12 protein-coding genes and 2 tRNA genes are annotated in these 12,048 nt (G+C 68.7%); 10 read left to right on the forward strand and 4 right to left on the reverse strand.

The window, feature by feature from the left end; genetic code table 11:
• The first annotated feature begins 9 nt into the window (after positions 1–9).
• The 4 genes from ACVKXF_RS11465 to ACVKXF_RS11480 all read left to right on the forward strand — a co-directional run bounded on the left by ACVKXF_RS11465 (position 10) and on the right by ACVKXF_RS11480 (position 4,930).
• Positions 10–3,018: an alpha-mannosidase gene (locus tag ACVKXF_RS11465; RefSeq protein WP_456795781.1), complete on the forward strand. Its 3,009-nt coding sequence runs from the start codon at positions 10–12 to the stop codon at positions 3,016–3,018.
• A gap of 28 nt (positions 3,019–3,046) precedes the next feature.
• Positions 3,047–3,970: an endo-beta-N-acetylglucosaminidase H gene (locus ACVKXF_RS11470; protein WP_456795782.1), complete on the forward strand. Its 924-nt coding sequence runs from the start codon at positions 3,047–3,049 to the stop codon at positions 3,968–3,970.
• A 152-nt stretch (positions 3,971–4,122) separates the two neighbouring features.
• Positions 4,123–4,413 (forward strand): DUF1905 domain-containing protein, encoded by a 291-nt coding sequence (locus tag ACVKXF_RS11475; RefSeq protein ID WP_456795783.1) that lies wholly within the window; start codon positions 4,123–4,125, stop codon positions 4,411–4,413.
• A 184-nt stretch (positions 4,414–4,597) separates the two neighbouring features.
• A complete protein-coding gene (locus ACVKXF_RS11480; protein ID WP_222660213.1) occupies positions 4,598–4,930 on the forward strand; it encodes a hypothetical protein in 333 nt (110 codons plus the stop codon).
• Positions 4,931–4,966: 36 nt separating this feature from the next.
• Here ACVKXF_RS11480 and ACVKXF_RS11485 read toward each other — a convergent pair whose 3' ends face one another.
• Together ACVKXF_RS11485 and ACVKXF_RS11490 are read right to left on the reverse strand one after the other, a co-directional pair.
• Complete coding sequence (locus tag ACVKXF_RS11485; protein ID WP_456795784.1) at positions 4,967–5,527, reverse strand: DUF3761 domain-containing protein; 561 nt, start codon at positions 5,525–5,527, stop codon at positions 4,967–4,969.
• Positions 5,528–5,558: 31 nt separating this feature from the next.
• Positions 5,559–5,629, reverse strand: a tRNA-Gly gene (locus tag ACVKXF_RS11490).
• A 68-nt stretch (positions 5,630–5,697) separates the two neighbouring features.
• Here ACVKXF_RS11490 and ACVKXF_RS11495 point away from each other — a divergent pair.
• From ACVKXF_RS11495 to ACVKXF_RS11515, 5 genes are all read left to right on the forward strand, one after another.
• Complete coding sequence (locus ACVKXF_RS11495; protein WP_456795785.1) at positions 5,698–5,973, forward strand: hypothetical protein; 276 nt, start codon at positions 5,698–5,700, stop codon at positions 5,971–5,973.
• Between the two features lie 93 nt (positions 5,974–6,066).
• A tRNA-Pro gene (locus tag ACVKXF_RS11500) sits at positions 6,067–6,143 on the forward strand.
• 52 nt (positions 6,144–6,195) lie between these two features.
• A complete protein-coding gene (gene tig / locus ACVKXF_RS11505; RefSeq protein WP_185021418.1) occupies positions 6,196–7,503 on the forward strand; it encodes a trigger factor in 1,308 nt (435 codons plus the stop codon).
• A gap of 168 nt (positions 7,504–7,671) precedes the next feature.
• A complete protein-coding gene (locus ACVKXF_RS11510; RefSeq protein WP_340196154.1) occupies positions 7,672–8,301 on the forward strand; it encodes an ATP-dependent Clp protease proteolytic subunit in 630 nt (209 codons plus the stop codon).
• A 26-nt stretch (positions 8,302–8,327) separates the two neighbouring features.
• Entirely contained in the window at positions 8,328–8,987 is a 660-nt protein-coding gene (locus ACVKXF_RS11515) for an ATP-dependent Clp protease proteolytic subunit (RefSeq protein WP_027464696.1), read from the forward strand.
• 62 nt (positions 8,988–9,049) lie between these two features.
• On the opposite strand, the gene ACVKXF_RS11520 is transcribed toward ACVKXF_RS11515, so the two are convergent.
• Complete coding sequence (locus ACVKXF_RS11520) at positions 9,050–9,655, reverse strand: copper resistance CopC family protein (RefSeq protein WP_456795786.1); 606 nt, start codon at positions 9,653–9,655, stop codon at positions 9,050–9,052.
• A 50-nt stretch (positions 9,656–9,705) separates the two neighbouring features.
• A complete protein-coding gene (locus tag ACVKXF_RS11525; protein WP_456795787.1) occupies positions 9,706–10,434 on the reverse strand; it encodes a YcnI family copper-binding membrane protein in 729 nt (242 codons plus the stop codon).
• Between the two features lie 236 nt (positions 10,435–10,670).
• On the opposite strand from ACVKXF_RS11525, the gene clpX reads away from it, so the two are divergent.
• Complete coding sequence (gene clpX, locus ACVKXF_RS11530; RefSeq protein ID WP_111084519.1) at positions 10,671–11,951, forward strand: ATP-dependent Clp protease ATP-binding subunit ClpX; 1,281 nt, start codon at positions 10,671–10,673, stop codon at positions 11,949–11,951.
• Positions 11,952–12,048: the final 97 nt, after the last annotated feature.

Below are 12,048 nucleotides of genomic sequence, written 5' to 3' on the forward strand. Positions count from 1 at the left end.
GAAGGCCCCATGCACGACGACATCCCCCTCACCACCGGACGGGCCCGCCGGGTCCTCGACGAGCGGATCACGCCCGCGGTGCACGCCACCGCCGTGCCGCTGGAGACCGCGTGGCACGAACTGCCCGGTGAGCCCATCCCGCCGACCGAGGGCTTGCAGCTCGCCTTCGAACCGTACGAGGTGGGCACTCCGTGGGGCGCGGCGTGGGGCACCACGTGGTTCCGGCTGACCGGGACCGTGCCGACCGAGTGGGTCGGACGTCGGGTGGAGGCCGTGATCGACCTCGGGTTCGACAAGAACATGCCCGGGTTCCAGTGCGAGGGGCTCGTCTACCTGGCCGACGGCACACCCGTGAAGTCGATCAACCCGCGCAACCAGTGGGTCCTGGTCACCGAGCGGGCCGAGGGCGGCGAGACGATCGAGCTCTTCGTCGAGGCCGCGTCGAACCCCGTCCTGCTCGACTACCACCCCTTCCTGCCGACGCAGCAGGGGGATGTGCAGACCTCGTCGTCGAAGCGGCTCTACACCTCGCGCCGGATGGACCTCGCCGTCTTCGAGTCCGAGGTGCACGAACTCGCGCTCGACATCGACGTCCTGCTCGAACTGCAGGCCGAGCTGCCCGAGGGACCCCGACGCATGCGGATCCTGCAGGCCCTCGACGATGCGCTGGACCGGCTCGACCTGCAGCACATCGCCGCGACCGCGGGTGACGCACGCGCGGCGCTCGCCGACGTGCTCGCCGCCCCGGCAGAGGCCTCGGCGCACACGATCTCCGCGATCGGCCACGCCCACATCGACTCCGCGTGGCTCTGGCCCGTCCGCGAGACGATCCGCAAGGTCGCCCGCACCACCTCGACGATGACCGAGCTCATCGACCAGACCGACGACTTCCTGTACGGCATGTCGAGCGCGCAGCAGTACGCGTGGATCAAGGAACACCGCCCCGAGGTCTACGCGCGGGTGCAGGCCGCGGTCGAGGCCGGCCGGTTCCTGCCGATCGGCGGCATGTGGGTCGAGTCCGACACCGTGATGCCGACCGGCGAGAGCATCGTCCGGCAGTTCTCGCAGGGACAGCGGTTCTTCGAGCGCGAGTTCGGCATCCGACCCAAGGGCGTCTGGCTGCCCGACAGCTTCGGGTACTCACCGGCCCTGCCGCAGCTCATGCGCCGTGCGGGCTTCGAGTGGTTCTTCACGCAGAAGATCTCGTGGAACCAGGTGAACAAGTTCCCGCACCACACGTTCCTGTGGGAGGGCATCGACGGCTCGCGGGTGTTCTCGCACTTCCCGTCGATGGACACCTACAACTCCCGCCTGTCCGGCAGCGAGGTCGCGAAGGCCTCCCGCCAGTTCCGTGAGAACCGGCTCGCCACGGGCTCGATCGCACCGGTCGGCTGGGGCGACGGCGGTGGTGGCACCACCCGCGAGATGACCGGCACGGCCGCACGCCTTGCCGACCTCGAGGGGAGCGCGAAGGTCCGGTGGGAGCACCCGGACACGTTCTTCGACCGCGCGAAGTCCGAGCTGACCGACCCGCCGCTGTGGGTGGGGGAGCTGTACCTCGAGCTGCACCGCGCCACGCTGACCAGCCAGCACGGCACGAAGCAGGGCAACCGCCGGTGCGAGCAGCTGCTCATCGAGGCCGAGCTCTGGGCCGCGACCGCCGCCGCCCGCACCGACTTCGCCTACCCGTACGACGAGCTCGACGCCCTGTGGCAGCAGGTCCTGCTCCAGCAGTTCCACGACATCCTGCCGGGCACCTCGATCGCGTGGGTGCACCGGGAAGCGGTCGAGCGCTACGCCGAGACGGCCGCGGCCCTGACCGCGATCATCGACCAGGCGCTCTCGGCGCTGGCCGGTACCGGGCAGGCAGCCGTCGTCGTGAACCCGGCCCCGTTCCTCCAGGCCGGCGCACCCGCGCAGGGCGCGGTCCTGGCGACCGACGTGCCGGAAGCCACCGCCGTGACCCTGACCGAGCAGGACGGCGGGTACGTGCTGGCGAACGAGCTGGTGCGGATCGTCGTCGACGCGCAGGGGCTCGTGACGAGCGCCGTCGACCTGGCGAGCGGCCGTGAGGCGATCGCTGCCGGACAGTCCGCGAACCTGCTGCAGCTGCACCAGGACTTCCCGAACATGTGGGACGCGTGGGACGTCGACCGGTACTACCGGAACCGGGTCGAGGACCTCGTCGCGCTGACGTCGCTCGACGCGTCCGTCGATGCCGACGGCGTCGCGCGCGTCGTCGTCTCGCGGGCCTTCGGCGACTCGACCGTGCGCCAGGAGATCACGCTCGCGCCGGACTCCCGCACCCTCGAGTTCGACCAGACCACCGACTGGCACGAGACCGAGAAGTTCCTCAAGGTCGCGTTCCCGCTCGATGTCCGCGCCGAGCACACCGTCGCCGAGACGCAGTTCGGTGCGCAGAAGCGGGTGACGCACACGAACACCTCGTGGGAGGCCGCGAAGTTCGAGACGTCGATGCACCGCTACGTGCTCGTGTCGGAGCCGGGCTTCGGCGTGGCGCTCGTGAACGACTCGATCCACGGGTTCGACACCACCCGCGACGCGGTCGACGGGCACGTCACCACCACCGTGCGGCTGTCGCTGCTGCGGGCACCGCGGTTCCCGGACCCCGAGACCGATCAGGGTGTGCAGACGCACCGGTACGGCATCGTCATCGGGACGGACCAGCTCGGGGCGACGGCGGCCGGCGTGCGGATGAACGCCGGAGCGCGGACGATCACCGGGGCGCACGGCTTCGCACCGCTCGTGCGGGTGTCCGGCGGGGTCGTGCTGTCGAGCGTCAAGCTCGCCGACGACCGCTCCGGTGACCTGGTCGTGCGGGTGTACGAGCCGGTGGGGCGGCGGGGGACCGGTGGGGTCGCGGTGGACGGGCCGTTCGGTCCGGCTGCCGAGGTCACCCTGCTCGAAGAGCCGTTGGCCTCGGCCGGGACCGTCGACGCGTCCTCGTTCGCCGTCGACGCCTACGAGGTCCGCACCTTCCGCTTCCCACACAACTGAACGACCGACCCATTCAAGGAGGAATGACATGAAGAAGTCCATGAAGTTCGGGATCGTGGCGGCCATCGCCGCGATGGTGGCGGCACCGCTCGTGCCGACCGCAGCGACGGCCGCGCCCGGTGCGGCCGCCGCGACTGCCATCGGCACTGCCGCCGGAACCAAGTCCGGGCCGACGAGCATCGCCTACGTCGAGGTCAACAACGACCAGCTCGCCAACGTCGGCCGGTACACGCTGTCCGGCGGGGCGAACGCCTTCGACGTCGCGATCATCTTCGCGGCGAACATCAACTGGAACGGCTCCAAGGCCGTCCTGGTCAACAACGACAAGGTGCAGGCGACCCTCGACAACGCCGCGACGCAGATCAAGCCGCTGCAGGCGAAGGGCATCAAGGTGTCGCTGTCGGTCCTCGGCAACCACCAGGGCGCGGGCATCGCCAACTTCCCGACCCAGGCAGCGGCGTCGGACTTCGCGTCCCAGATCGCCGCCACCGTGTCGAAGTACGGACTCGACGGCGTCGACCTCGACGACGAGTACTCCGACTACGGCGCGAACGGCACCCCGCAGCCGAACCAGCAGTCCATCGGTTGGCTCATCACCGCGCTGCGTGCCCAGATGCCCGGCAAGCTCATCTCGTTCTACGACATCGGCCCGGCGTCGTCCTCGCTGTCGCAGTCGAGCAGCACCATCGGCTCGAAGCTCGACTACGCCTGGAACCCCTACTACGGCACGTACTCGGCGCCGTCGATCCCGGGGCTCGACAAGTCCCGGTTGTCGGCTGCCGCGGTGGACATCCAGAACACCTCGCAGTCGACCGCGGTGTCGCTCGCCTCGCGCACCAAGGCCGACGGGTACGGCGTCTTCATGACGTACAACCTGCCGGGAGGCGACAAGTCCGCCTACGTCTCCGCGCTGACGCAGAAGCTCTACGGGCAGGCCGCGTCGTACCGCTGACACGTTCGCGCTGACGGCAGCGGCTGGGGGCTCGGCCTGGTGCGAGGTTCCGCACTCGGTGCGAGCCCCCCGCCGTCGCACCGAGTGTGGAACCTCGCACGGAGTTCCGTCGACCTCGCACCGTGCGAGGGGTGCGGCCGTACGATCGCCGCATGGAGCTCGAGTTCCGCGGCGAGGTCGTCGAGTGGCGCGGCCCGTCGCCGTTCTTCTTCGCCGTCGTGCCGCCGGACGCCGCCGAGGTCATCGCCGACCTCGCGCCGATGCTCACCTACGGGTGGGGTGTGATCCCCGCCCGGGTGACGATCGGCGCCGTCACCTGGACCACCTCCTTGTTCCCGAAGGACGGCGGGTACCTCGTGCCCCTTCGTGCTGTCGAGCGTCGCCGTGCTCAGGTGGAGGTCGGCGAGGCCCCGCAGATCACGCTCGAACTCGGCGGCTCCTGACCACCCACGGTGCGCTCGTGTTCGCACCGTGCGGGGACGGCAGGCAAGGGAAGAAGTACTACAAGGCGTACTGCCCGTGCGGCGAGCACCTGCACACGGTCCACGTGACGCCGTCGAACCCCTGGTACGTTGTGCATCTGAAGTATCGGTTCGAGAGAACAGGCTGCTGGGACAGGAGAAGCTCATGACGAACTACATCGTGCGCGTCGAGTGCGCAGCACAGCTCGAGGCAGCGGACGACCTCCGCGCCGAGCTCACGGCGGACTTCGACGTCATCGCGGACGCGCTCTTCGATCTCGACGACGTCCACGATCAGGACCTGGCCGTCGACATCGCGACCGGCACCCTCAACTTCTCGATCGGGGTCGTCTCGGACGACGAGTTCGGTGCGCTCGACCGTGCGCTCGGGGCAGTCCGGACTGCGCTGCACGCCGCTGGGCGCGGCACCCCTGGTTGGGAGCGGCAGTACCGGATGCTGCGACAGGAAGTCGACGAAGAGCCGATCGGCGCGCTCTGACAACCGAGCATCGGTGCCGCTACCAGCAGGCATGTGTCACAGCCAGACGGCGACGCCTCCGTGCCCAGAGCAGGTTCCTCGCCGTGACTGGCTGAAGCTGTAAACACCGTCGACGCACTTGGCTGTCGCGCCAGCGGGCGCACTCGAAGCCGCTTCTGGTCGACAGACCGTTGCTCCCGCCGCGTTGACGTAGGTGCCGTTCGTGCACGTCGGGGCCGCGGGAGCGGCAGGTGCTGCTGGGGCGACGTAGGTTCCGACCGTGGTGACCTGCGTCACCGGCGGCGTCGTGACGCGTTCGCTCCGCAGAACACGGTCGGTTTCCACACCGTCCGTGTACGTGACGAGGTACGTCTTCGTGTTGACACCGCGGACCCCGGGCGTCGTCACTGAGGTCGTGCCCTGGGCCAGGGTCGAGCTCTGCACCGTCGTGGAGCCGAACGCGACCCGTGAGGTCTCTCCGCCGCCCCATCCCCAGTTCAGGGTGGTGCCGAGATGCACGGTGCGCGCGTGTTCGCTGCGTGCGGGGTTGATCGCTCCGTGCGCCAGAACGATCTCGCACCGAGCAACCCACCGTGCACGGGCTGAAGAACACCGCACCGTGCGGCGACGGCAGACAGGGGAAGAAGAGAGGGGATGACGGGAATCGAACCCGCGTGGCCAGTTTGGAAGACTGGGGCTCTACCATTGAGCTACATCCCCGCGCCTGCGCACCAGGCGCAGCCAGACCATCGTAGCGGACGAACGAGCACCGAACGAACGAGCACGACATGCCAGGGCGCGTCCTCCCCAAGCCGGACGCCGGCGCCGAGCGCACGATCCGCTGGTCGCGGGTGGTCTCGTACGTGCTGGTGGTCCTCGCGGCGATCGTGTTCTCGATGCGCCCGGAGCTGTTCGGTGATCCGCAGTCGCAGCCCGCGCACGCCCTGCTGCACGTGTGGCGGATCGTCGTCGGGATCGTGCTCGGGGTGGCGGCGCTCGGGGTCCAGGTGCTCGTCGGTGTGCGGTGGCGCAACGGCCTGCGACGCGCCGCAGCGGACGAGTGACGTTCCTCCCGGGAACCGCCCGGCCCCGGACCGCTAGACTCATCGGCGTCGCGTGCGCCCTTCGGCGTGCGCGAACACCCTGGCCCAGTCAAACGGGGCGTAGCTCAGCTTGGTAGAGCGCCCGCTTTGGGAGCGGGAGGTCGCAGGTTCAACTCCTGTCGCCCCGACCAGGTCCTCGAGAACCATCGACCACACGAACGTCAACCAACAGGAGAACATCCCGTGGCCACCAGCACCGTCGACAAGGTGAGCGACACCCGCGTCAAGCTCACCGTGAACGTGACGCCGGAAGATCTCAAGCCGAGCATCGACCACGCGTACAAGCACATCGCCGAGCAGATCAACATCCCCGGCTTCCGCAAGGGCAAGGTCCCGCCGGCGATCGTCGACCAGCGCGTCGGCCGTGGCGAGGTCCTGAACCACGCCGTCGGTGACGCCATCGACAACTTCTACCGCCAGGCGGTCGAAGAGCAGGAGCTGCGCATCCTCGGCCGTGCCGAGGCCGACGTCGCCGAGCTGCCGAACCTCGCCGACTTCGCCGGCGACCTCGTCCTCACCTTCGAGGTCGACGTGCGTCCCGAGTTCGACCTGCCGGACTACTCCGCGTACGAGCTCACCGTCGACGCCGTCGAGGTGTCGGACGACGAGATCGAAGAGGAGCTGCAGAACCTGCGCACCCGCTTCGGCACGCTCGTGACGGTCGACCGTCCGGCGAAGACCGGCGACTTCGCGCAGATCGACCTCACCGCCAGCATCGGCGACGACGAGGTCGACTCGGCCACCGGCGTCTCCTACGAGATCGGCTCCGGCGACCTGCTCGAGGGCATCGACGAGGCGCTCGAGTCCCTGACCGCCGGTGAGTCGACGAACTTCGAGTCGAAGCTCGTCGGTGGCGACCGCGAGGGCGAGACCGCCCAGATCGCCGTCACCGTCACCGCCGTCAAGGAGCGCGAGCTGCCCGAGGCCGACGACGAGTTCGCGCAGATCGCCAGCCAGTTCGACACGATCGACGAGCTCAAGGCGGACCTGAAGGAGCAGATCGCGAAGTCCAAGACCTTCGGTCAGGGCGCCGCGGCTCGCGACAAGCTCGTCGAGAAGCTCATCGAGGACGTCAACATCCCGATCTCGGCGCAGCTCATCGAGGACGAGGTGCACCGTCACCTCGAGCAGGAGAACCGCCTCGAGGACGACGAGCACCGCAAGGAGGTCTCGGAGTCCAGCGAGACGGCCTTCCGCTCGCAGATCCTCCTCGACTCGATCGCCGAGAAGGAAGAGATCCAGGTCTCGCAGGAGGAACTGACCCAGTACCTCATCCAGGCTGCTGCGCAGTACGGCATGGAGCCGGCCGAGTTCATCAAGGTCATCGACCAGAACGGCCAGATCCCCGGCATGGTCGGCGAGGTCGCCCGTTCCAAGGCCGTCGCGACCGTCCTGTCGAAGGTGACCGTCAAGGACACCAACGGCGACGCCGTCGACCTGTCCGCCTTCACGGCGGGCGTTGCGCAGGCTCCTGCTGAGGACGCCGAGTAACGATCTCGACGCCACCAGAACGACGGACGGGAGGCACGGTGCCAGCTGGCACCGTGCCTCCCGTCTCGTATTTCCGCACCACCGCATTGCTGTCGGCGAACACACGCGAAGTGGTGCGTTGCAACCGATAAGTTCGACAACAAGCGACAACTGAACGGGAGCTTTTCCATGGCCGAAGCAACACTGAACCCCAGTGTTTTTGACCGCCTTCTGAGAGACCGGATCGTGTGGCTCGGCTCCGAGGTCCGCGACGACAACTCGAACGAGATCGCAGCCAAGCTGCTGCTGCTCGCCGCCGAGGACCCTGAGAAGGACATCTACCTCTACATCAACTCGCCCGGTGGTTCGATCACCGCCGGCATGGCGATCTACGACACGATGCAGTTCGTCCCGAACGACATCGTCACCGTGGGCATCGGCCTGGCCGCGTCGATGGGACAGTTCCTGCTGTCCTCCGGCACGCCGGGCAAGCGCTACATCACGCCGAACGCCCGCGTCCTGCTGCACCAGCCGTCCGGCGGGTTCGGCGGTACCGCTGCCGACATCCAGACGCAGGCCAAGGTCATCCTCGACATGAAGCAGCGCATGGCGGAGCTCACGGCCGAGCAGACCGGCAAGTCGATCGAGCAGATCCTCAAGGACAACGACCGTGACAACTGGTTCACGGCGCAGGAAGCGCTCGAGTACGGCTTCGTCGACCACCTCCGCGCCTCGAGCGCCGAGGTCATCGGTGGCGGCGGCACCGTCGCCGACGGCGAGACGCCCACCAGCGCGGCCGAACCCGACGCCCAGTCCTGATCCCCACCGAAGAAAAGGAAACGAGAATGCATCTCCCAATGCTCGGTGGCGCGCAGAACGTCCCGGCTCCGTCCAATCGGTACATCCTGCCGAGCTTCGAGGAGCGCACGGCCTACGGCTACAAGCGCCAGGACCCGTACGCGAAGCTCTTCGAGGACCGCATCGTGTTCCTCGGTGTCCAGGTCGACGACGCGTCGGCTGACGACGTCATGGCCCAGCTGCTCGTGCTCGAGTCGATGGACCCGGACCGCGACATCGTCATGTACATCAACTCGCCCGGTGGCTCGTTCACCGCGATGACCGCGATCTACGACACGATGCAGTACATCCGTCCGCAGATCCAGACGGTCTGCCTCGGCCAGGCCGCCTCGGCCGCGTCGGTGCTCCTCGCTGGTGGCACCCCCGGCAAGCGCCTCGCGCTGCCGAACGCCCGTGTGCTCATCCACCAGCCCGCGACCCAGCAGGGTGGCGGTCAGGCGTCCGACATCGAGATCCAGGCGGCGGAGATCCTCCGCATGCGCACCTGGCTCGAGGAGACGCTGTCGAAGCACTCCAACAAGACGCCGGAGGAGATCAACCACGACATCGAGCGCGACAAGATCATGTCCGCGCAGGAAGCCGTGGAGTACGGCCTGATCGACCAGGTCCTCACCAGCCGCAAGAACCTGCCGGCGCTCGTCAAGTAGCACCAGCAGGAACGACGAAGGCCCCGCACCGATCGGTGTGGGGCCTTCGTCGTGCAGCGGTGTCAGTCGTCGGCGTCGTCCGTCTCGGGCGCGGGGCGGCGCCGCAGGAGCAGAAGCACCGCGACGACCGCGGCGACGAGGACGACGCCTCCGGCGCCGATCCAGAGCGCGTCGGTCGCGGCCGAGTCGGTGTCGCCCGAGGCAGTGCCGGTGGTGGCGGCCTCGGTCGAGTCGTCGCCCGCGGTGGCGCAGGTCGGCGGCGTCGACGATCCCGTCGCAGCTGAGAACCCGGAAGGGGCCTTCCACGTGAAGGCGTACTCGTCGGAGACGGTGTGGCCGTCGGCGGAGACGATCTGCCACTCGACGGTGTACTTCCCGGAGTCGCCGAGTGCGGCGGGCGTGGTCATCGAGGGGCCGTCGACGTCGACGCAGCCGTCCTCGTAGTACTTCCGGTCCGGACCCACGACCCGGAAGGCGAAGCCCGACCCGGAGTCGCCGATGTCGAGCAGCTTGTCGTTCGTGGTGATCTCGAACGTCTTCGGCAGCGCGGTGAGCGTGCCGTCGACCTCCGGGGTGGACGCGATCAGGTAGTTGTGCGCGCTGGCGGGCCCCGCGAGCCCGAGGACCGCACCGCCCGCGATCGCGACGGCCGCGGCGGACCCGGCCACGAGCCTCCAGGCAGAGGACCGAAGTCGGGTCCGACGCGAGCCGCGCTGCGTCACTTGGCGGAGCTCCGGCGGCGCGTGCCGGCGACGGCGACGACCAGAGCGACGGCGCCGAGGACCAGGCCGCCCAGGCCGAGGAAGCGGCCGACCAGGTCGGGGTCCGCGGGGGCCGTCGAGCCGGCTGCGGCCTCGGCGGTCGGGGTGGCGGCGACCGGGTCACCGTCGTCGTCGGTCGCCTCGGCCGCGGTCAGCGTGATCGAGGGGGCCGGGTGCTCGGGCTCGGCCTCGCCGGCCTGCTGCTCCTGGTTCCACTCGACCGAGCCCTTCTCGCAGGTCTGGATCGCGGGGAACTCGACGAGGTCGCCGGCCGTGCCGTCGGGCAGCGAGAAGGACAGCGCGAAGGTGTCGCGCTCGTCGGCGGGGAGCGGGGTCTTCGCGGTGTAGGTGATGCTCGTGACGCGCTCGGCGGCGTCCTCGGCGTGCTCACCGTCGGTCGCGGCGGAGGGGCTCGTGTACGGCTCGGTCGCCTTCGTGATCTTCCAGTTCGGGTTCACGGTGGGGGTGACCTCGATGACCGACTCCGGCACCTGGAACTCGATCTTCGTGGTGGGGGAGCCGTCGCAGCCGTGCGGCACCGAGAAGGTCGCCGTGGTGTACGAGTTCGCGGCGGTCGAGGTGGCCGTCGCGGACACGTGCGCGCTGGCTGCGCCGGCGGTGCCGAGGACGATGACGGCCACTGCTCCGAGGGTGACGACGCCGCCGGCGGCGAGACGCTTCTGCATGGGGATCCTTCGGGGGTTGGTTCGACGGGGTTTCTACAACTTGTAGAGACGACGGGATCACGGTAGCAGGCCCGAACGCCCTGGGCGAACGCGCGCGCGAAATCCCGCGGCGCCGCACGGTCGGTGTCACCGGTTGCGGTTAGGCTCGTGTCCACGACGAGGTGCCCACCAGCAGCGGTGCACCAGCGGCCGGTGCGAGCGCGCGGGCCGGCATGTCCAACCAGGGAGGCACGGCAATGGCACGCATCGGAGAGAGCGGGGACCTCCTCAAGTGCTCCTTCTGCGGCAAGAGCCAGAAGCAGGTCCAGCAGTTGATCGCCGGTCCGGGTGTCTACATCTGTGACGAGTGCGTCGAGCTGTGCAACGAGATCATCGAGGAGCGCCTGGCCGAAGCCGGCGAGGACACCTCGAGCGGTGACTTCGAACTGCCGAAGCCGCGCGAGATCTTCGACTTCCTGCAGGAGTACGTCATCGGGCAGGACCCGGCGAAGCGCGCCCTCGCCGTGGCCGTCTACAACCACTACAAGCGCATCCGGGCACAGGGGCAGATCACCGCTGCTGAAGACCGCGACGACATCGAGATCGCGAAGTCGAACATCCTGCTCATCGGCCCGACGGGTTGTGGCAAGACGTACCTGGCGCAGACCCTGGCCAAGCGCCTCAATGTCCCGTTCGCCGTCGCCGACGCCACTGCCCTGACCGAGGCCGGCTACGTGGGCGAGGACGTCGAGAACATCCTGCTCAAGCTCATCCAGGCCGCCGACTACGACGTCAAGCGCGCCGAGACCGGCATCATCTACATCGACGAGGTCGACAAGATCGCCCGCAAGGCCGAGAACCCGTCGATCACGCGCGACGTCTCGGGCGAAGGCGTGCAGCAGGCACTGCTCAAGATCCTCGAGGGCACCGTCGCCTCCGTCCCGCCGCAGGGTGGTCGCAAGCACCCGCACCAGGAGTTCATCCAGATCGACACGACGAACGTCCTGTTCATCGTGGCCGGTGCGTTCGCCGGGCTCGAGGACATCGTGTCCTCGCGCGTCGGCAAGCGGGGCATCGGCTTCGGGGCGCCGCTGCACAGTGCGACCGACCACCAGGACCTGTACTCCGAGGTCCTGCCGGAAGACCTGCACAAGTTCGGCCTGATCCCCGAGTTCATCGGTCGTCTGCCCGTCGTCACCACGGTGTCGCAGCTCGACCAGGCGGCGCTCATGCAGATCCTGACCGAGCCGAAGAACGCGCTGATCAAGCAGTACCAGCGGATGTTCCAGATCGACGGCGTCGAGCTCGAGTTCGACCAGGGCGCGCTCGAGGCGATCGCCGACCTGGCCGTGCTGCGCCAGACCGGTGCCCGCGGCCTGCGTGCCATCCTCGAAGAAGTGCTCGGCCCGGTGATGTTCGACGTCCCCTCCGACGACGACGTGGCCCGCGTGGTGATCACCCGCGAGTCCGTCCTCGAGAACGCCGCGCCGACCATCGTGCCGCGGCCTCGGGCGAAGCGCGTCGAGAAGTCGGCGTAGCGCTCCGGAACGCCGCGAAGGCCCGCACCGTTCGGTGCGGGCCTTCGTCGTGGTGGGGCGGTCGGCGCGGTGCGCGGAACGACGTCTGGTACTTCCC

Source organism: Curtobacterium sp. PvP017, assembly GCF_054060195.1.